Annotated in this window: 22 protein-coding genes; 7 read left to right on the top strand and 15 right to left on the bottom strand. The window is 38.8% G+C overall.

Annotated elements, in window-relative coordinates:
* Positions 1–149: 149 nt before the first annotated feature.
* The 3 genes from RBH95_RS11560 to RBH95_RS11550 all read right to left on the bottom strand — a co-directional run bounded on the left by RBH95_RS11560 (position 150) and on the right by RBH95_RS11550 (position 2,048).
* Entirely contained in the window at positions 150–938 is a 789-nt protein-coding gene (locus RBH95_RS11560) for a DUF6090 family protein (protein WP_307899746.1), read from the bottom strand.
* A gap of 251 nt (positions 939–1,189) precedes the next feature.
* Entirely contained in the window at positions 1,190–1,567 is a 378-nt protein-coding gene (locus tag RBH95_RS11555) for a DUF1428 domain-containing protein (RefSeq protein WP_307899745.1), read from the bottom strand.
* Positions 1,568–1,589: 22 nt separating this feature from the next.
* Positions 1,590–2,048 (bottom strand): SRPBCC domain-containing protein, encoded by a 459-nt coding sequence (locus RBH95_RS11550; protein ID WP_307899744.1) that lies wholly within the window; start codon positions 2,046–2,048, stop codon positions 1,590–1,592.
* 240 nt (positions 2,049–2,288) lie between these two features.
* Between RBH95_RS11550 and RBH95_RS11545 the strand changes: the two genes are divergently transcribed.
* Genes RBH95_RS11545 through RBH95_RS11535 form a run of 3 tightly spaced genes read left to right on the top strand, consistent with a single transcriptional unit; the run spans position 2,289 to position 3,645 of the window.
* Entirely contained in the window at positions 2,289–2,456 is a 168-nt protein-coding gene (locus RBH95_RS11545; RefSeq protein ID WP_307899743.1) for a hypothetical protein, read from the top strand.
* Positions 2,453–3,301: a DJ-1/PfpI family protein gene (locus tag RBH95_RS11540; RefSeq protein ID WP_307899742.1), complete on the top strand. Its 849-nt coding sequence runs from the start codon at positions 2,453–2,455 to the stop codon at positions 3,299–3,301. Before RBH95_RS11545 ends, RBH95_RS11540 begins: the two co-directional genes overlap by 4 nt.
* Before the next feature lie 44 nt (positions 3,302–3,345).
* On the top strand, positions 3,346–3,645 hold the full coding sequence (locus tag RBH95_RS11535; RefSeq protein ID WP_307899741.1) for a DUF1330 domain-containing protein: 300 nt from the start codon (positions 3,346–3,348) through the stop codon (positions 3,643–3,645).
* A gap of 66 nt (positions 3,646–3,711) precedes the next feature.
* Here RBH95_RS11535 and RBH95_RS11530 read toward each other — a convergent pair whose 3' ends face one another.
* A complete protein-coding gene (locus RBH95_RS11530; protein ID WP_307899740.1) occupies positions 3,712–4,695 on the bottom strand; it encodes an AraC family transcriptional regulator in 984 nt (327 codons plus the stop codon).
* 456 nt (positions 4,696–5,151) lie between these two features.
* Between RBH95_RS11530 and RBH95_RS11525 the strand changes: the two genes are divergently transcribed.
* Positions 5,152–5,850 carry a DsbA family protein gene (locus tag RBH95_RS11525; RefSeq protein ID WP_307899739.1) on the top strand — a complete coding sequence of 233 codons (699 nt, stop codon included), beginning with the start codon at positions 5,152–5,154 and terminating at the stop codon, positions 5,848–5,850.
* Between the two features lie 33 nt (positions 5,851–5,883).
* On the opposite strand, the gene RBH95_RS11520 is transcribed toward RBH95_RS11525, so the two are convergent.
* From RBH95_RS11520 to RBH95_RS11505, 4 genes are all read right to left on the bottom strand, one after another.
* Complete coding sequence (locus RBH95_RS11520; RefSeq protein ID WP_307899738.1) at positions 5,884–6,396, bottom strand: hypothetical protein; 513 nt, start codon at positions 6,394–6,396, stop codon at positions 5,884–5,886.
* A 355-nt stretch (positions 6,397–6,751) separates the two neighbouring features.
* Complete coding sequence (locus RBH95_RS11515) at positions 6,752–7,726, bottom strand: permease (protein WP_307899737.1); 975 nt, start codon at positions 7,724–7,726, stop codon at positions 6,752–6,754.
* A gap of 68 nt (positions 7,727–7,794) precedes the next feature.
* Positions 7,795–8,031 (bottom strand): thioredoxin family protein, encoded by a 237-nt coding sequence (locus tag RBH95_RS11510; protein ID WP_307899736.1) that lies wholly within the window; start codon positions 8,029–8,031, stop codon positions 7,795–7,797.
* A gap of 85 nt (positions 8,032–8,116) precedes the next feature.
* A complete protein-coding gene (locus RBH95_RS11505) occupies positions 8,117–8,422 on the bottom strand; it encodes a helix-turn-helix transcriptional regulator (RefSeq protein ID WP_307899735.1) in 306 nt (101 codons plus the stop codon).
* Between the two features lie 251 nt (positions 8,423–8,673).
* Between RBH95_RS11505 and RBH95_RS11500 the strand changes: the two genes are divergently transcribed.
* Complete coding sequence (locus RBH95_RS11500) at positions 8,674–9,531, top strand: VOC family protein (protein WP_307899734.1); 858 nt, start codon at positions 8,674–8,676, stop codon at positions 9,529–9,531.
* A 17-nt stretch (positions 9,532–9,548) separates the two neighbouring features.
* Positions 9,549–9,716 (top strand): hypothetical protein, encoded by a 168-nt coding sequence (locus tag RBH95_RS11495; RefSeq protein WP_307899733.1) that lies wholly within the window; start codon positions 9,549–9,551, stop codon positions 9,714–9,716.
* A gap of 291 nt (positions 9,717–10,007) precedes the next feature.
* Here RBH95_RS11495 and RBH95_RS11490 read toward each other — a convergent pair whose 3' ends face one another.
* The 7 genes from RBH95_RS11490 to RBH95_RS11460 form a co-directional block, all read right to left on the bottom strand.
* A complete protein-coding gene (locus RBH95_RS11490; protein ID WP_307899732.1) occupies positions 10,008–10,760 on the bottom strand; it encodes a phosphatase PAP2 family protein in 753 nt (250 codons plus the stop codon).
* Between the two features lie 78 nt (positions 10,761–10,838).
* The gene (locus RBH95_RS11485) at positions 10,839–11,318 is read right to left on the bottom strand and encodes a hypothetical protein (protein ID WP_307899731.1); all 480 of its coding nucleotides are present in this window, start codon (positions 11,316–11,318) and stop codon (positions 10,839–10,841) included.
* A gap of 2 nt (positions 11,319–11,320) precedes the next feature.
* Positions 11,321–12,469, bottom strand: a complete 1,149-nt coding sequence (locus RBH95_RS11480; protein WP_307899730.1) for an efflux RND transporter periplasmic adaptor subunit — start codon at positions 12,467–12,469, stop codon at positions 11,321–11,323.
* Between the two features lie 25 nt (positions 12,470–12,494).
* Positions 12,495–16,823, bottom strand: coding sequence for a CusA/CzcA family heavy metal efflux RND transporter (locus RBH95_RS11475; RefSeq protein ID WP_307899729.1), 4,329 nt, complete (start codon positions 16,821–16,823; stop codon positions 12,495–12,497).
* A 137-nt stretch (positions 16,824–16,960) separates the two neighbouring features.
* On the bottom strand, positions 16,961–18,331 hold the full coding sequence (locus tag RBH95_RS11470) for a cell wall metabolism sensor histidine kinase WalK (protein WP_307899728.1): 1,371 nt from the start codon (positions 18,329–18,331) through the stop codon (positions 16,961–16,963).
* Positions 18,328–18,996, bottom strand: a complete 669-nt coding sequence (locus tag RBH95_RS11465; protein WP_307899727.1) for a response regulator transcription factor — start codon at positions 18,994–18,996, stop codon at positions 18,328–18,330. Before RBH95_RS11465 ends, RBH95_RS11470 begins: the two co-directional genes overlap by 4 nt.
* Positions 18,997–19,080: 84 nt before the next feature.
* Positions 19,081–20,130: a serine hydrolase gene (locus RBH95_RS11460; RefSeq protein ID WP_307899726.1), complete on the bottom strand. Its 1,050-nt coding sequence runs from the start codon at positions 20,128–20,130 to the stop codon at positions 19,081–19,083.
* 303 nt (positions 20,131–20,433) lie between these two features.
* Between RBH95_RS11460 and RBH95_RS11455 the strand changes: the two genes are divergently transcribed.
* Positions 20,434–20,847, top strand: coding sequence for a hypothetical protein (locus RBH95_RS11455; protein ID WP_307899725.1), 414 nt, complete (start codon positions 20,434–20,436; stop codon positions 20,845–20,847).
* Positions 20,848–20,859: the final 12 nt, after the last annotated feature.

Here is a 20,859-nt window from a genome sequence, read left to right as displayed (position 1 = left end):
GTTTTTTTTTAGCCTGTTTCTTTTTATTGCAGAAAAATCAAATTCGGTTTTAACCCTAATCCTACTCTAAGAAATGGGAGCTGGTTTATCGATTAGGATCATTAACTTTTAAAAATGTTTAAGCAGGCCTTCATGTTATTATTCCTTTGCTAGTCCATTGGTGTTTTTATGTCTGAAAGTAATTGCTCTGTATTTTTCTGGACTGTTTTGTATAGTTCCATATGCGACATGGCAACAATGGTTCGTTGTTCCAACAAATTGAAGAGGTGTAACATATTGCTGTCTGTTGACAGTTCATTCTTCGATATTTGACGTATACGGCCCAATGATTTTTCATTAAAAATAGCATCGTTTATTGTTTTTAAATCGCTATCGTCTTCATCCAAAATAAAAGTGGTTTGTTTCAACAGTTCCTGTTGGTAAATAGCATCTACAATATGAATGTTGTTATTCCCAATTACCAAGGAAATTCTTTTTAGCTCGTTGTAATATTGTATGATTTTTCTTTTGGTGGTCTCATCTTTTAAGATTCCAATGGTTCCAGTTGCGATGAGTTCCTGAAAGGTGGTATTTATAGGGTTAAAGGTTTGCCTTGACGCCAAAGAATTCAGTTTGCCATAAATACTGTCGGCACCATAAAATGTTTGATTTGCCGAAAAGTATTTTAAAAGATCCCTGCCATTTTGATAAAAGCTCGATTCTACTTCTATATAGGTTGCCAGGACTTTTGATTGATCCTCTAGGTCTACAACGAGTTCTTTGATAATCTGTTTTTCTTTTTTGCGTTCAATCCTGTTTTGGTTCCAGTTGTTAATACTTAGGGCAATTAAAATTCCAATGACCACAAGAATGATTTCTCCTATGGCGTATTTCAAGTATTTAGTGGTGTTATTTTGCAGCATCAGATTGTAGCGTGTTTTCCTAAAGAATTTTATCATGGGTTGGTGGTTGGTTGGAAACGGTTAAATTTTTTATTGATTATAAGCTTGATGGCTAGATTCATGATGAAGTGTTGGTTGTATTAAAGATAGGTAAATGGAACCAACTTTAGTATTTGCTAGTGATTTTTCTGCTGCGAGTTTGCTTTTACTTGGAGGAGTGGGAAGAGCTTGAAAAAAGAATGTTATGATACATAGCAGCATTTTTAATTATTACAGCGTATCTATTGTTTCTTATATTTTAAACGGAACTATTTTGATTCCACAAATGGTTTAAATCCTCCATAGACCATTCTGCTGGCATCAAAAATCAATTTTTCAGGATTAGTCAAGGGTTCTACCAATTCTTTTATTCTTGGGTCGGTTGGCACTTTTTGGTTGGCCAAATCACGTATTTCTTTTGACGGGAATACAGTCCATCCAAAGATAACTATCTCGTCTTTTTTCGCATTTACGGTTTCAATAAAGGATTTGGTGCCTTCTAAATGTAACTCGTCTCCAATAAATTCGAAGTAGGCAATGGCCCCATATTCTTTCCAAATGTCAGCTACTTTTTCCGCTACCTTTTTATAGTCATTCAAATAAACTCGAGGAATTGGAAAGACGAAGGCATCTATATAGTTTGTCATGTTTTGTTGTTGTGTTATTATTTTAACTTTCCGAAAGTTCCTTGAGTTTTTGTAAGGCCTTCGGCCAAGTAGTGTTAAAATAATCTATGTAGTCCTCAGCCATATCACATTCGGCGGTAACAGTTGTTATGCCATCATGCTCTTGGAATGCATAATTTTCCATGCTGCCTGCCCATTGATCAATCTCTGGGCCTTCGGTAATTTCATTGTCACCATCCAATATTCCATAATGGCGAATGGAAACCATCTGGAACGGAATGTTATTCACAATTTCAGATACCATACCAGCTTTTTTTCCATTGGTATCCGTCCCGATAAAATAGATTTTAGATCCCTTTTCCCAGCTGCCTTCATAGGTTGAGGTTGGATTAAATTCGGCTGTCCATTGCTGGTAGGTCTCTTTATTGTTCATACCAAGCATGGTATTATAGACCTTTTCGGCTGATGCCTTAATATCGATCTTGTATTGCAGTTTTTTCATGGTTTGTATCTGTTTTCAAGTATTTTGCTTTGGTAGGGTGCTGTTTAGGAGATGATAAGGGTAGTTGTCATGCTTAGTTAAAGATAGTGTTTTTGTTCTGTATTTATAGAACGAGTTCTACAACTCTTAATTAGTCGTGTTTTTAGAGCAATTTTTTATACCTGTAGTAAAACCGCGATATTTTAAGTGTTTTTTTGTTCGATTCGACTGATTTTCAATATTCCCATTCCTTGCCATGTCATGAATACAACCTTATTAGAGCAGGTTGCATTTGATGATGTTTATGGTTTTATAAACCCTTTACCGTTAGTCCTTGGTCTTCTTGGGGTAACTATTGATGGTTTAATGGTGTTATCATTGCTGCTTATTGATAGGAATACTACAAAACGATTAAAAGAAGTTACATGAGCTGCATTAAGCAAATATTTGGGGTAGCACCTTATGAAGAGAGTCCCAATGTCTATTCGCCTTCTAATTTGGCATTGAAACTGGCGGTAGATACAAAGACGGATTATGCTCCCTATAATTTTGAAAAAAGGAATCAAGATGCGTCAAAGAAAATTTTAATTGTTGGAACTGAAACAGAATTGTTGAAAATGGCCAATGGTAAATTGTTCCACACAGGCAACCATCCTTTTGAATTATTCATACCTATGCTACATTGGGAATCGGCGGGCTTTGCCATCGATATTGCAACACCAACAGGAGGCGAATTGGCCTTGGAGCATTGGGCCATGCCTACAGATGATCTGGCGGTGATGGAGCTATATGAGAGCTATAAAACAAGACTAGAAACCCCATTAAATCTTTGGGAATTGGTTCGCCAATTGGATGACAGTAGTCCTTATGTAGCTGTTTATTTTCCTGGAGGACATGGCGCTGTTGGTGATTTGCCCTTTAGCAGTGCTGTTGCAAAGTTGGTTAATTGGACGGCAGCACACAACAAATACATGATTAGTATTTGCCACGGGCCTTCGGCGTTCTTGGCAACTGGTGAGCCTTCACCTTATGAAGGGTATAACATTTCGGCTTGTCCCGATGGTATGGATAAACTGCTGCCAGCTACGGGGTATCTACCGGGAGCTATGCCTTGGTTTTTTGGAGAAAGGTTGAACCGTTTAGGCATTAAAGTTGTTAATAAAACCATGAATGGAAAGGTAATTGTTGATAGAAAACTGATAACGGGAGATGGTCCTAAAGCAGCCAATGAGCTGGGCATTATAACCAGTAAAGCTTTGTTGAACGAGGCATAATTAAAGAATACATTAACACATAGCAATAAACAGAAGTAGATAAGATGGAAGCCTATTTTATAATCAGTTACGATATTGTTGATTTTGAAACGTTTCAAAACTATCCGCCAGCAGTATGGGAAATATTACAGCAATATGGCGGTGAGTTGCTGGTGTCTGATACCGAAGCAGTAGTTATAGAAGGTAACAGGAAAATGATGCATTCCATCATTAAGTTTCCTTCACAGGAAATAGCAATGGAGTGTTTTAATAGCGAGGAATATCAATCGGTTCGTCCGTTTAGAATCAACTCGACGAAAGACAATACCGTAATTTTGGCGAAGGCATTCAATCCCAATACATAATTGTTGATAACAAAAAGGGCATTTTAAAAGGCTCGATGAGGAAGTAATTGTTTGAGCCCTTTTTTGTCAAGAGACTTCCTTTTGTACTTCACTGGGTAAAAATCCATATTGTTTTTTAAATGCTTTTGAAAAATGACTAAGGTTATTGTAGCCCAATAGAAATGCGACTTCTGAAACACTGTAATTCTGACCTAATCGATTGAAGGCTACAGCCAGTTTATTTTGCAGGTGGTATTGATATGGAGTCACACCAAAAACCTGCTTAAAATAACGCTTAAATTTAGAAAGGCTCATACCAGATTGTTGTGCAAGGGCATCCAAGCTAATGGCTTTTAAAGGATCTTCATCCATAAAGGTGCGTATCTGCAATAAGCTCTCGAGGTCGGTATGATGAATATTGGAAAGGTCTTTTGTGTTTAGCTGCCTGTTTTCCAGTTTCGTAAAGAAGGTATTGAGCAGTTGCAGTGCTCCAGAAAACAAAAACAAGCGATTGGCATTGCGCAGATCCATTTCTTCCACCAAATATTTGAACTGGTAATCTAGATTTTCCGCCATATAGATGGGGTCGTTGCCCATAAATATGTTTTTAAGATCGGAAGAGACCTCTTCAAAGGCGTTGGTAAGTAGCCATTCTCTAGTAAATCCTATCTGAAATATTTTCACGTCTTCCTTGGCTGGAATGTTGTAATGAAAAACAGCAGCGGACGAACTTAGCATCACACTTATGTTGTCGAAATTAAATTCAAACCGGTTTTTGTTGGTTTTTTGATGAATAGATGTGCTGGTAAGGTAAAAATTGATGATAAATAGGTCGTTTATTTTACTGGGAGTCTGGATTAAGGGCAATGCGTTTTGAAGCCTAAAGTTCATTTGCTGGGCCCAAAATCCTTTTTGGAACTCTAGGTATTGCAAATACCCCTTCCCAATTGTTGGGTATAGTTCAAAGGTCTCCTGCTGAAATGCCCCTAGATGTTGGTTTTCCAGAAACGAGTACCATTCTGCTGGTACTAGAAACGGATAAGAAATTGTTGAAGGTGCTTTTGTTTCCATGCTAAAAAGACCATTTTGGTTTTTGGTTGTTTTTAAGGTCTAATGTTAATGCTAATTTTGTTTCTAGGAAAGGGTAAAGATAGTTAAAGGAAATTTACTTTTTGATTTATGTTTATAGAGACACGTGTTGTATGTTGTTTTAAAGTTTTAATCCATACTCAAATTAACCATATAACTTGATTTGAATTTCAGTTCATAATTACCTGAAGAATTTGCTCCGAAATTATAATTACTAGTAAGGATAGATGTGTTTTAATTCAATACAACCTACATAAATTGCCCTAATTTCTATGTTATTTATTGCTTTCAGAAAGAGATGTTTTTATGTTTTTTCGACAAATGTTAGTTTTGCCCAGCTTGTAATTGAATTTTATATTCTAAAACTGAAAGGAAAATTATCAGTTTTTACTGAAAGTTTTAAAAAGAACCTACGTCCAACGTTTGAAATAAAAAAATATGCAAATAAAAATTTGGTCCGATATACGTTGCCCGTTTTGCTATATTGGAAAAAAACATTTTGAAACGGCTTTAAATAGTTTCCCTCATAAAGACAGTATCACTATTGAATGGAAAAGCTTTGAGTTGGATCCTAAACTACAAACCGCAGCACACACAGATGCGCTAAGTCATTTTGTTGAAAGCAAAGGCATAGACAGAGACCGTGCCCAACAAATGTTTGATCAGGTAACGGCAATGGCGGCTAACACAGGTCTTGATTTTAATTTAGAGCAATCCATTCCTGCTAATTCATTAAATGCCCATAGATTGTTGCATTTAGCAAAACAACAAGGGCTTGCCAACGAAACCAAAGAAGCTTTGCTTAAAGCGCATCTTTGTGAAGGTAAAAATATAGACGATACCAATGTACTTAGTGACATTTCAAAATCTTTAGGTTTGGACGTCAATCAGGTTAACCAAATGCTGGCATCTGATGATTTTAAATATGATGTGAGACAAGATGAAATGGAGGCTAGAAACCTGGGGATTTCATCAGTGCCGTTTTTTGTTATAGATGGCAAATATGGTGTTTCTGGAGCGCAACCAGCAGACGTATTTACACGTGCACTTAAAGAAAGTTGGGAGAAGCATCAAAATGAAATACATGTAATTGCTAATGATAGCGCTTCTTGCGATACAGATGGTAATTGTAAGTAATTATATTATAGAGAACAGGAAGGCGGTTGTTTTTTACAATGAGCTTTCCTGTTTATGAGATATTAAACTTAATTTAAGTTTTTTTAGAACTTCCTTTAATTCCGTTTCCTTTTGTGTGCCAATAAGGAATTTTTTGCCATTTAATAGCTCAATTGCCAAGCCTTTGTTGCCTTTCATATTGTAGACGGTTCCGTATTTAGTCCAAAGCCTAATGCCCCAGCCACCTACAAATCCGTAATTGATTAGCTCGGCTGTTTTAATATCGCTCCATTTGGTAGTCTTCTTTACAAAAGGAAAGAAACGCATTTCAATACCGTCTTTGTTGATTTTGGTTGTCAATTTCATGACAAAAAAGAGAGTAAGTAAAGCGAATGTGAAACAAGCAAACCCTATAAGACCAAGGTTAGATATGGGTTTGTCTCCAAAAGGTTCATTAAGTATAATTTGTTTGTAAATGCCCACTAAGGGCAGGGCACCTATGGGGATTAAAATAAGCCAAAGCCACCATTGGGTGAATTTTTGATGCTCGTTAAACTGAGGTTTCATATAAAGGTTGGTTTAGTAATGTTGGTAAAAGTTTTAATAAAAGACATGATTAAATATAAGAAAATGATGCTTCTTGAAGTGATTTGTTCTCTTTATTTCCTTTAAATCGATTGCAAAATGCCTAACCGCACTTTTCTTGGTAAAAAACACTTTTTTCGAGAGGCCAAATTGACATAAGATGTAGTCATTTTTTGGAATATTCAATATCTTTCCCGGATTATAAGAATTGTTCTGTTGAAAATGCCATCTTATTTGTTTCCATGATTATAAGACGACAAATAATTGGATTTGTAACAGTGGCTATATTGTTTGGAATTGTTCAAGTGAAATCCATATAAATGAACAGGAAAAATATTTATAGCAAGACATTAAACAAAAATCCAGATACAATAATGAACAGCGTTACCGTGCCAAAATAGATAGCAATAAGTTTTGTACTCATTACTTTTTTGAGTAAGGTAGCCTCTGGAATGGAGAGGCCCACGGTAGCCATCATAAAGGCAATTGCAGTGCCTAGGGGAATGCCTTTGGCCACAAATACTTGAATGACCGGAACAATACCTGCTGCATTGGCATACATGGGTACGGCGAGTAGGACGGCCAATGGTACTGTCCACCATTGAGCCCCACCTAAATGGTGTTCGAAAAAGTTTTCAGGTACGTAGCCGTGCATGGCGGCTCCAATGGCAATGCCCAATATAACATAGACCATTACACTTTTAACAATCTGCCAAGCACCTCTGGTTATGTTTGGCAAACGTTGCTTAAAGCTTGTTTTTTCTTCTTGGTATGGGATGTGTTGTTGGTTCTGGGCGACTAGTTTTTTTACCCAATCTGTGAGCAAAGGCTCTAAATGAAATTTTCCTAAAATCCAACCGCCAATGGTGCCCAATAGAATTCCAGATGTTACATAAATGAGGGTGGTTTTTAGACCAAACATGCCAAGAAACATGGCTACAGCCACTTCATTTACCAATGGGGATGTGATGAGAAAGGCTAAGGTAACGCTTAATGGGATTCCTCCTTGTACAAATCCTATAAACAAAGGCACCGAAGAGCAGGAGCAAAATGGTGTAATGGCCCCAAAAAAGGACGCAAACATATATTCTAGGCCAAAGAGTTTATTTTGGGTAAGGTAGTTTTTTAGCCGTTCTACAGGGAAATAGGCATTAATAACTCCCATTAAGAATACCATTAGGAACAACAGTATCAAAATCTTTAAGGTGTCGTAGACAAAGAAGTTGAGAGCCTTTGCCAAATGCGTTTCAGGTGTCAAGCCAAAAACGGCATAAATGAGCCAGTCCGCTAACTGTTGTATCCAATGGAACATGGGCAATGTATTGTATCTTCGCTATTCATACAAAGATCTAGTGTCCCTTCTTACTCTGGAAAAGGGAATTAATTTTTTAAAATGTCAACTATCTCACTGGATAGCGGCACTCTTCCTTTAACTTTTATTTCATCGTCAATTATTAGCACTGGCGTTGTCATGACATTGTATTTCATCATCTCTTCAATGTCTTCAATTTTTTCTACCTGGGCTTCCCTATTGGTTTGTTTAAGGGCTTCCAGAACATTGTTATAGGTGGTTTTGCATTTGGCACAACCAGGACCTAAGACTTTTATATGGGTCATTTTGTTATTAAAAATGGTTCTATTCGTAAAGATACGAACAATGTTCGATAATTCGTAATAATACGAACAGATTTTTCGGAAAAGTTTAGGCAAAGACTTTGTTGAGAAGGGACTTGGCTAGTGCAAAATTTTCTTTGTGTATGCAGTACTTGGTAGAAGGTGGTGTAATGTCGCCTTGAATAAGTCCAGCCCCTTTGAGCTCCTTTAAATGCTGTGAAAGGGTAGATTTGGCAATAGGAAGCTCTTCGGCCATATCACCGTGGTAGCAGCAGGCTTGGGAATGTAACAATTCCAAAATGGCAATCCTTACGGGGTGTGCCAATGCCTTGGCAAATCTTGCCGTGAGTTCTTGTTCTGCTGAGAAGTATTCCTTTTTAGGTATGTTCGGCATGCTTGTGAGTGGTTTTATTCGCTAATATACGAACATTGCGAAATATTTTTTGTTGAGGGGTTCTTAATAGTTTTATTTCCAATGTATAGTTTCAATTCTACAGAATAGTAACCCCGTAGTTTTTTACTAGGCAAAATTGTCTTTTCCATTGAATTTGGCACCATCAATCTTTTAATCTTATTCGCGTTTAATTGTTGTAACAAAATCCTTATCTTTATATGTGTAAATATTCATTGTAAAACTCTGTAAATATGGAAATTAGTCGAAATTTGGTCCCCAAGTTAATTGCCTTGTTCTTTTTATTGTTTACTTTTTCATGCGATCAGACGGAGTACCCTACTTTGTCCTCAACTGATTCAATTCAATACAATCACGGTCAGATTGTTTGGCATGATTTGATCACACCTAACCCGAAACAGGCCATGAGTTTCTATTCAGATCTTTTTGGCTGGACCTACAAGTCTTTGGGTACGGATGATATGGCCTACCATGTTATATTTAGTGGTGGCCATGCTATTGGAGGGATTATTCCTTTAAATGTAACAACCCATCCTTCTGGGGAATGGCTGAGTTCTGTTTCTGTTGCCGATGTGGATAAGGCGGTTGCTTATAATACTGCAAAAGGAGGGAAAACCTTGTTTAAGCCTTCCAATTTCAAGGGGAGAGGGCGTTCAGCTCTTGTTCAAGATCCACAGGGCGCCTACGTTGCTTATGTCCACTCGGAAAGTGGCGATCCTAATTTTCAAGCTTACAATAACTCCTGGCTATGGAACGAACTTTGGACCAACGATGTGTCAGGTTCTCTGGACTATTATAAGGGTGTAGCTCCTTACGCAGCTGTGGAAAACAATGAAGAAAAGGTACCTTATTTTATGTTAAAATCGGGAGATGAGAAATTGTGTGGTGTTATGAAAAACCCGGTTGCCAATATGCGATCGGCCTGGTTGCCCTATATTAAAGTGTCTGATGTAGAGAGCATTTCTACAAAGGCAGCTTCCCTAGGAGCCAAAATAATGCTTGAACCTCAGAACAACATTAGAAATGGTTCTGTAGCCATCATCCAAGATCCCAATGGGGCACCTTTTGCCATTCAAATTTGGAATAAATAAATTTAAATCATCTTAAAATGAACATAAAAAGAATCCTTTCCGTACTCGTTGTTTTTTTATTTTTTCTTTTAGTGGCTTGTGGCTCTGCCCATACCAATGTGGGGGTTGATATGCGATTCGGTCCTAATGGACCTCATGTGTCTCCCCATGTAGGTGTCGATTTTTATGGCGGAGGGCGCCATTAAAGCAAGGAGACTTTTATAACAAAAGTAGATGGTATGTTTAAAGCCAATAGGTCCATGACTGAAGAGAGAATCACCATCTAGGACTGTTACTGGAAGAAGTTTAAAAAAAGACAGATTGTTATTGCAATATCCAAAACAAGGAAATCAATTGCTTTGGAAAAGCAAAACAGTCATGTTTATATATGCGATATAAAAGAAAGCGCCTAATTAGGCGCTTTCTTTTATAATAGAATAGGTGTTCGTTGAAATGACTATGGATAAATAAATAGCTTACTTCAATGTAATATGTTTTTAGAATGTCATGGAAAAGGCAAGTCCGTAGTCCTTCCCATTGTAAAACGGCATTAAAATGCCACTGACCTGTTCGCTATCCTTTAGAAAGGTTTTTTTGATCAGAGGGTGAATCCAATAGGCAATTTTGGTACTCAATATGCCAATGCCGGCACCGGCGGCTACATCGGTAAGCCAATGCCGATCGTTGTACATTCTAAAAATTCCAGTTCCGGAGGCAACCAAGTAACCTGAAATTCCGTACCACGGAGACACATCTTTATATTCCTGGTATAAGAATTCGGCACCCATAAAGGCGGTTGCGGTATGTCCGGAGGGGAAAGAATTTTTGGAAGAACCATCGGGCCTTACTACATTCCCCGTGTTTTTTAAAATGTTTACTGTACCACCCATAATTAGATAAGCCGTGGCCAAAATAACTGTACGGTCCTTGAAGTTGTTTTTACCTTTTATCCCAGCGGCATTAAGTCCATAAACAGATAGAAAGGGCGCATATTGGGAAAAATCGTCAATAGTGAGTTTAGAGTCTATATGTTCGGTCAATTCGTTTTTGGTAGTGCTATTGAGTTGTTTTATAGAACGGCTTTCCAGACCAATCACGCCATAGCTAATTAAGGCTGTAGGAATGATTAATGACTCATATTTAAATTTTAAGTTTTTACTGTTTTGTAGACTGTCTGAAGTTTGTGTTTGCGTCTGTGCCTTAATGTGTAGCGTTGCAAGAATAAATATCAGGGTTTTTAGAGGGGGCATGTGGCTAAAACTTATTATGAAATGGAAGATAGGTTACTATGGTTTTTACTTTTTATGTGAATTTTGACAATGTTTAGTTTATTGGTAGTTATCCATTTCTAAGGGAATTACTTTGGTGTGGGTTCTAATTTCCGAATGTCTTATAGCATGGCCGCTACTTCCAACATAGGCGGCCAAAATGCCGTTTATAATGGCTAGTAGCAAGATACATACTAAGATTATTTTAGCATATTGTGGGAATTTTACAGTTACAGGGCAAGCTAATAAGGAGAGTAATCCTAATAGTAGTGTGGCGACCAGAAAAACTTCGGCATATTCCTCATGTCTATGGATGAGGGTTTCGCTAACCTGGGACGTATTGTCTACGACGATTTTGGCACCTTCACCTGTAAAATATGCGGCAGCACAAGCCAAAGCACTAAAAGCGAACATGGCATATGCTGTAATTTTTAGGGTGTTTTTTTTAAGGATCATGCCAGTTAGCAATACCATTATTCCCAAAAGTATGCCTACTAAAGGTAAGTGGGTCAAGGCCAAGTGTAACTGTGCCGAGTTCATAATTATTCTGTAATTAAATTAAAAGCGCCTCTCACTAAAAATTGCGTATTGCCATTAAAATCCTGAACATTTAAAATTTCAGTTTGGTTGTCGTGCGTATCACCCAAAAGCACCTCTTTCTGAAGGAAGCTAAAACCTGAATCTGTTTTTTCCTGAAGCACCAAGACCATATTTTTACCATCCATTTCTACAATGGCTTCAGAGGGTAGGGCTTGTTTGGAAACCGAATTGGTTACAATACTGGCTTCTGCATACATGCCTGGGGCAAGACCTATTTTTTCGGCCTCTTCAGAGAGGTGACCGTGAATACCAATAGTGCGTTTTTCTGGGTCTACAGCTTTATTGATGATATGTACTTTGGCATTATAAATGGCTTCGTTGTCATTTTGAATTTTGAACAGGATAGGCTGACCTATTTGTATTTTTTGAAGGTCTTTTTCAAAAACATTGAGCTCTAGGTGCAAATGCTCGGTATTGACCACAGTTGCCGCTACTTCCGTTGGATTTAAATAGGCTCCAGTGCTAATATTTACATTAGTGACATAACCATCGATAGGAGAGGTTATTGCAATGGTCGTACGGATATTGTCCAAGGAAAGGGTTGCTGGATTAATGTTCATCAACAAAAGTTTTTTGCCAATAGACTCAAACCTAGCTTTGGTTACCAAATAGTCTGATTCGGCTTTGAGAAATGTTTTTTGGGAGGTAACCTTTTCTTTAGCCAGTGTTTTTTGACGTTCGTAATCAGATTTCAAATAGGTAAGTTGTCCTTTGGCCTCGAGATATTCCTGTTGGATTTGTACATACTCAGGATTTTCCAAGGTGAACAAGGTTTGGTTGCGTTTTACATATTCGCCAGGAAGTAATTTAAGGTTCTTTACCGTGCCTTCAAAGTAGCTGCTAATGGAGGCTTTATTTTCAGGTGGAACGTCAATCATCCCCATGGTTTTTACATATTGTTGGAAGGGTAGCGATTGCAAAGTGCCAAGTACCATATTGGAAGATTCAAATTGTACCTTAGACAATTGAATGGTGTCGTTTCCAATATCGGGAACGGTCTCTTCCTCTACAGTTTGGTTTTTATTGGAATTACAAGACGCTAATACTAAAAAGGCCGTTGTATAAAGGATGTATGTGAATTTGGTTTTCATGATTGCGTTTTTATGGGTATTCATTCTAAGGGATCAAATAATTGGCTTCCAAAACGGTGATGTTGTATTGGAAGAGGGCGGTTAGATAATTGGTTTCTATAGTCTTGGCATTTTCGAGTAACTGGATGTACTGTAAAAAGTTAATCTCTCCATTTTGAAAGGCTTGAACAGCATGGAATACCGTTTGTTGTGACAGCTCTTTGCCAGATTCCTCATAATAGCTAAGATTTTGTTCGAATGTTTTAAGGTCAGATTGCAGCGATTGGAATTTAGAAGCCAAGTGTATTTTTTGATTGGCTCTTTGAGCGCTTAAAATGTCATTGGCTGTATGGGCGGCACGTATTTTAGAGCGTTGCGAACCAAACCAAACCGGAATGGCGACCCCTACTTGAAAACCAGAATAAGATTTGGCATCTGGGCCATTGTTGGTCCCATTAAAAACTGAAACACTCAGATCGGGCAGTAATTTTTGTTTTTCCAGTTGCAGCTGCGAATGGCTGAGTTCTGCGGCATCCCTGTAATATTGCAATGCGGGATTATTGAGCGTGTCCATAGGTTTTAATTCTAGCTTTACCAAAGCCGATGACGGTATGGTGTAGGTAGTATCGGTTTGAAGCCATTGGCCCAAAACCATGTTGGCTTTAACAATATTCTCTTGGGCTTGTTGCAACTGTAGCGCAATTTCTTTCTTTTTGGTTTCGGCCGTTAGCTTTTCCAAATAGTTAGATTCTCCTAACTCAAACTTTCTGTTAGCTGCATATTCAAAGGCCGTGTACAGACTGTCTAGATACGTGAAGTTTTGCTTCATATGTTGCCAGTAGGCAATTTCATAATAGGTTTTTAAAACTTCCTTGCTCAAAACGTATTGATCTATCTTGTATTGGTCTTCTGTCAATTGGTATTGACTTTTCATAACATTGCGTTGAGCCCCGTATACCGTAGGAAATTGTATGGATTGGCTAATCCCCCAAACGTGTAGGGGAAGGTTGTTGGCAGCAATATTATTATTGTCTTTATTGTAATAAATTTCGGTTTTTCCTATATCAATGGCACTACCTATTAACCGGTCGCTTTGGTCTACCTTGAGGGCAGAGGCTTGTAGGCCTTTGTTATTTTCCAAAGCAATGCTTACTGCTTCTTGTGGTGACAACTCGGTATTTTGACTGTTTGATACCTGAGGCCATAACCCAATACACAAGGCTATTATGGCAATGGTATTGGTTTTTGGTTTCGTAAAGTGTCCCTTTCTGTCGAATAGAGCATAGAGTACAGGCAGTACAATAAGGGTTAAAGCCGTGGCAGATATTAAGCCCCCAACAACCACGGTGGCCAAGGGTTTTTGAACTTCTGCACCGGCCGATTTGGAAATGGCCATTGGAAGAAACCCTAAGGCTGCAGCTGAAGCCGTAAGCAATACAGGGCGTAATCTGTTTTTTGTTCCCATAAGGATGCGATCGTTGATTTTGGTAATACCATGTGCCTTAAGTTCCTTGAACTCTTCAATAAGTACAATTCCGTTGAGTACGGCAATTCCAAAGAGGGCAATAAACCCAACTCCTGCCGAGATACTAAAGGGAAGGTCACGGATGTAGAGTAATATGATCCCTCCAATGGCAGACATTGGAATGGCACTATAAATAATAAGGGCTTCTTTTACCGAATCGAAGGCGAAGTATAACAATACAAAAATGAGGATCAGGGCAATGGGAACGGCAATCATAAGACGTTCTCTGGCTGTTCTTAAATTTTCAAACTGCCCACCGTACTCAATGGTATAGCCTACAGGTAGTTTCACTTGACTATTAATCACCTTTTGGACATCCTCTACAACCGATTCAAGGTCTCTATTTCTTACATTAACGCCCACAACGATGCGGCGTTTGGTATTATCACGTGAAATTTTGGCCGGTCCCTTGGTGTATTGGATGCTGGCAAATTCACTCAGGGGCAACTGATTCCCATTGGGCAATAAAATAGTGGCCGATTCAATATCTTGAATATCTTTATGGTGGTCTTGATCAAAACGAACTACTAAATCAAACTGTTTTTCGCCTTCAAAAACGGTTCCAGCTGGGGTGCCTGCAAAACCAGTAGTGACAATATTATTTAAATCGGCTACGTTGAGGCCGTATTTTGCTATTTTCATTCTATCGTATGTAACCGACATTTGTGGAAGTCCCGCGACTTTTTCAACGGTAATGTCTGCCGCTCCATCAATATGTTTGATGGCTTTTTCCACTTCCAAAGCTTTTCTGTACAGAATATCCAAATCTTCCCCAAAAATTTTAATTGCCAGGTCAGCCCGAACCCCTGTAATCAATTCGTTAAAGCGCATTTCGATGGGTTGTGTGAATTCAAAGTCCACTCCCGGTATTTCCGATAGAGCTTCTTTAAATTTATCGGCCAATTCATCTTTAGAATCGGCAGAGACCCAATCGGATTTCGGGATGAGTTTGATGATGACATCGCTTTCTTCCATAGACATTGGGTCGGTAGGTACTTCGGCAGCACCAATCCTGCTTACTACCTGTTCCACTTCAGGGAAGGTTTTTAAAATCTTCTCCAATCGTGTGGTAATTTGGGTTGTATTACTCAGTGAAGTTCCTGTTTTTAGAACCGGTTGAATCACAAAATCACCTTCATCTAGAGTAGGGACAAATTCGCCTCCCATTTGGGAAAACAATAGGGCGGCACCTATTAGTAGGGAGAACGCTAGGCCCAGCACGAGTTGCTTTCTTTTAAGGGCCCAAGCCATGGTTGGCTTGTATTTATTTTCCAAGAAATTTACCAATTTGGAAGAAATGGTAGATTTATTAGGATCTGTTGGTTTGATGAACAAGGAGGCCATTACTGGTACATAGGTGAAGCAGAGCAGCATGGCACCAATTAGGGCGAAACAAAATACCAAAGCCATTGGCCGGAACATTTTACCTTCAACACCAACTAAGGATAAAATAGGGATGAATACAATTATGATGATGAGTTGCCCAAAGACGGCCGAATGCATCATTTTGCTGGCTCCCAAGTAGGTAATGTTATCGATGAAGTTTTGCTTTTTGGAAGCAGGAAGCGCTAAAAGCTTGCTGCGTTCTGCTGTGATTTTAAAGGCAATGTACTCTACGATAATAACGGCTCCATCGATGATAATTCCAAAATCGATAGCCCCTAGACTCATTAAGTTGGCATCTACCTCAAAAATATACATAAGGGATAAGGCAAAGAGCAAACACATAGGGATGACCGAGGTCACTACTAAGCCTGAACGGATATTACCTAGCAATAGGACTACCACGAAAATGACAATTAAACAGCCTAAGATGAGGTTTTCAGCAATGGTAAAAGTGGTTTTGCCAATAAGTTCACTTCTTTCCAAAAAGGGATTGATGCGGATTCCTGGAGGCAAGGAGTGGGCAATTTGGTCCACACGGTCTTTCACGGCTTCAATTACTGCCTTGGAATTGGCACCTTTTAACATCATGACTTGGCCCAAAACTTTTTCGCCTTCACCATTTCCCGTGATGGCTCCAAATCGGGTGGCATGCCCAAATTTTACAGTGGCGACGTCCCTTATGAAAATAGGGGTGCCATGGCGGTTTTCGATCACAATATGTTCTATATCTTCCAAGGATCCTATCAACCCTTCCCCACGCACAAAGTAGGTTTGATTGGTCTTTTCTATATAGCCGCCACCAGCAACACTGTTGTTTTTTTCAAGAGCCGTAAATGTTTGAGATAGAGAAATGTTTAAGCTTCTTAATTTTTCGGGGTTGATAGCTACTTCGTATTGTTTTAGGTAACCGCCCCAAGTGTTTACTTCTACCACACCGGGGATACCCGATAGTTGCCGCTTGACCACCCAGTCTTGGATGGTTCTTATGTCTGTGAGGGTATATTGGTCTTTATAGGCAGGGTCTATATCGATAACATATTGATAAATTTCTCCCAAACCGGTGGTTATGGGGCCCATAAAAGGTTTGCCGAAGCCTGCAGGAATTTTTTCTTCAGCAGCCATTAGTTTTTCTGCGATAAGTTGTCTGGGCAGATAGGTGCCTATTTTGTCTTTAAACACTACCGTAACTACCGAAAGACCAAATTTTGAAATGGATCTAATTTCTTTGACATCCGGTAAATTGGCCATTTCCAGTTCTACAGGGTAGGTCAGGAATTTTTCGACATCTTCTGTGGCCAAGTTGCGGGAAGTAGTAATGATTTGCACCTGGTTATTGGTGATGTCTGGTACGGCTCCAATAGGGATTTCCGTAAGGGAATAGATTCCAAAGCCAATGATTCCCGCAGAAAACAGTAGAATGATTAATTTATGGTGAATGCTGTATTGAATAATTTTCTCTAACATTTATGTGCTTTATTTTTTTGCAATGTAAATGTAGAGGAGGAACCTAAAGCTTGTCTGAGGGCTTTCTTAAGATTGTCTTAAGATTTTGATAATCTGCAGGTTTATGATTGAAGATGTGGGGTTTTAGGAAGATCTTTTTAGAAAAGAATGGTAACCGAAGTCCCTTTGCCAGCCTCACTTTCAATATTTAGTTGAGCCTGAATGGCATCGGCACATTTTTTGGCTATGGAAAGTCCCAATCCATTACCGGAAATTTGTTTGTGGTTAAGGGCTTCTGATCTGAAAAAACTGTCGAAAGCTTTGTTTAAATCTTCTTTTTTAATACCAACTCCGTGATCGATAATGGTACAGGTTACCCTTTCTTGAGTTATGTTGGCCTTAATGTTTACCGTAGCATCTTGATGAGAATATTTTACTGCATTGCTTAAAATGTTATCAAGGATGATTTTACTGTAATACTGAGGCACCAATAATTTGTTGGAGGTATCTGCTTCCAAATTAATTTGGATGTTTTTAGCAGTAATATCGGCTTTGTATTTAAGTACGGATTCGTTAATTAAACTGATGAGCTCTACTACATCCGTACGTTGTTGGGTAGTGGAGGTCTCCAATCGGGCAATATGAAGCAGTTGCTCCAAGGTGGAAGTAATCCTTTCTATTTCTTTAAGGCTAAACTTGATTTTTTCTTCATATTCCTCCTGGGTTCTAGGTTTTCTAATCAGCACTTCCAAAGTTCCTCTAAGGGTTGCCAAGGGAGTCCTCAGTTCGTGGGAGGCATCGGATGTGAACTGTTTTTCCCTTTCCAAGGCATTTTCAATGCGTTCAAGCAGGGCATTGAAACCTGTTGCCAGCATGTAGAGTTCATCTTGGTTTTGGGGTAGGGATACTCGTTCCTTCAAGTTGTCCTTAGAAATATGGGTAATGGTTTTAGTGATTTCCTGGACGGGAATAATGCTTCTCCCAGCCAAAAACCTTGACGTAAAGTAAATTCCAATTAAGACAATAACAAAGGACACCAATAAAATGTTTCTTAATTGTTGGATAACGGAGTAGGCGGCTTCAGAAGACATGGCGGCCAAGATATAGCCGTGGATTTTTCCGTTTTTTTCAACCGGTATCTGTACCTGTCTAATTCTTCTATCGTTGAGTTGCGTATTGAAATGGCCTCCAAACTCAATGTTTTTAAATGGAAGTTTGGCTTCTTTAAGGTTGGGTGACTTATCCATCACGCCCCCTTCTTTATTGATTAATTGAATGAAGACGGGATTGACTTGCAATTCACGATGTTCGCGTTCTTCCCATTCGGCTTTATTGATAAAATGAATGCTGTCTCCAATTGTTTTGATTTCACCGGCATGTTTTTCGGCTTCATAGGATAGGTCGCTATCGAGATTATTAAATACAGCACTCCTTACCACAAAGAAAATGGTACTGAACATTACAATCATTATGGACGCGGTGGCGACCATATAATGAAGGGCAATTCTATTTTTGAAATTCAAATTCATAGCTCTTTTGCAATATAGCCAACCCCTCGTACGGTTTGAATGTAGTTTTCATCTTCGGATAAAAGAAGCTTTTTTCTGAGGGCGTTAATGTAGACATCTATAACTCCGGTATTGTAGTCGAAATGGATGTCCCAAACACTTTCAATTATGCGGGTTCTTCTGCATACTTTGCCTTTATTTCTCAATAGGAATTCCAACAGGGCGAATTCCTTTTGTGTAAGGGTGATTTCTTCTTCATTTTTAAACACTTGGTGGGTGTCTATGTTGAGTTTTATAGGGCCAAGTGTAAATACGGCATGGCTCCCCGATTTTGGCCTTAGTTGCACCCTGATACGTTCTAAAAGCTCTTCAAAATGAAAAGGTTTTTTTATGTAGTCGTTAGCACCAGACTGCAGCCCGAAAATGGTTTCATCTAGGGTGTCTTTTGCCGTTAGCAGAATGATAGGCGTGTCTGTAGATTCTTTACGGTATTGTCTGCAAATTTCAATGCCGCTAACCCCGGGAAGCATCCAATCCAACAATAACAAATCGTATTCACCTGTTAGTGCTAGATCCAATCCTTCTTTGCCATTATTGGCGACATCTACCGCAAAGGCTTCTTCTTCTAAACCTTGCTTTAAAAAGGAGGCAATGCCAGGTTCGTCTTCCACTACTAGTATTCTCATAATACAAAGATGCTTTGAGTTTTTAAAGTGTTCATTAGGACTGTCTTAAGATTTGCTTAAAATGTGCAAATTCCTTGTTGAGTGCTATTTAGTTTCGTTGTTTTTTTTGGTTTCTAATATGTTTACAATACGGTCATAAAGAATTTCTGAAAGGGTCCACATGTCACCACCGCTGGTATTTACAAACTGAATGACTACGGTATCAATATCTTTATGGTATTTGGCAATACTTTGGTAGCCAGGTACCAATCCTGTATGTTCGTAAAAATAGACAGAGGCATAAATGGCTTGCTCCTCATTTGTAAACAGGGAGCCGTCATTGAGTGCGCGCAAAAATATGCCAACATCTTCTGCTGTCGCCAACATAGACCCGTGGTTGTTCATTTTAATGTCGGGTTCCCATCCAACATAATAGCCACTCATGACCTCATTAGGATCAACGTCGTTAAGCGAGCCAAATGTGTGGGTTAAATGAAGAGGTGTTAAAATTTGTTCCTTAATGTATTGCTGATGACTATAGCCTAAAACCTTGTCCATAATTTCAGTAAGTAATAGGTAGTTGGTGTTGGAGTAGGCATAGTCCTCATTAGGAGCAAAATTTGCAGGTTGATCCAAGGCATATTCGAGGGCCTCACGACTGCTCTTTGGGGGCTTGTCCCAAGGATAATTTGGATTGTCGGTAAGATTGGGAATGCCGCTACGGTGTTGTATCATGAACCGTAAAGTAATATGGTTGGCATTTTCTATTCTGTTGGTAAGTTCAGGGAAATGGTAGGCGAGAGTTTCATCTAAAGCTAAACGCTTTTCAGATACCAATTTTGTGACGGCAGCTGCGACATATAATTTGCTGATACTGGCAATTTTAAACAAGGCTTGCGGATTTGCTGGGATTTCATGTTCTCTGTTGTGCCATCCCGAGGCGTAGTGTACCGGAGGTTTCCCAGCTTGATCTACATAAACAATCATTCCATCCAATCCATAATCGATTCCATCTTCCAATTGCTCTTGTACGGTTGTGGGCAATGGAGCTATCCAGGCTCTTAACAATATCCAAGGTGGTAAAGTAATGATACATATCAAGGCAATGGTAGGCATTACGATTCTTAAGATGTGAATAATGGTTTTCTTGTTCATTGTGCGTGTGATACGTGTCAGTTTTATATGAAAAATAGCATTGTGCGATTGTTGGTTTAAAGATAGTTAAAGAGAATTGATTAACCTCTGTTTATTGTCTTGCAAAAACTCCCAGTTCAATGGTCTAAAGTATTGTTGGTACCAAATAGTGTGGTGAGCGTACTGGTGCTGCAATTGTTGCTGTAAGTCTTAAAATACAAAGGTATTCTAACCAGAATGCTCATTAAATTAAATGTCTACTCTTTTTAAACTTCTGTTAAACAACCATAAGGTTTCTCGAAATTTTATACATTTGTTTAACATATGAAAAGCGTATTCCATAAAACTGTGTCTTTGTTGATGGCCTTTGTAGTTCTATTTTCTACAATGTCCTTCACTATAAACATGCATTATTGTGGGGATACCTTGGTAGAAACTGCTCTGTTCCATAAGGCTAAGGGCTGTGGAATGGAAATGCAACAACTTGGTACGGAAAGTTGTTCTGTCACCAAAAAAAATTGCTGTGAGGATCAACAGGTGGTTGTGGATGGACAGGATACCCTCCATACGTCCGTTGATAAAATTTCATTTGAACAACAGGTGTTTATCACCACTTTGGTTTTTACATACCTCAGTCTGTTTGACGAGGACACGAATCAGGAAACTTCCTATCAAGATTATAAACCTCCACTCGTCATAAGGCAACTCTATAAGCTAGACGAGACTTATTTAATTTGATTTTTAAACGAG

It is taken from the genome of Mangrovimonas sp. YM274 (assembly GCF_030908385.1).
Classification (GTDB): domain Bacteria; phylum Bacteroidota; class Bacteroidia; order Flavobacteriales; family Flavobacteriaceae; genus Mangrovimonas_A.
Note: the sequence above shows the minus strand (reverse complement) of the source record. Positions and strands in the feature narration are given on the sequence as shown.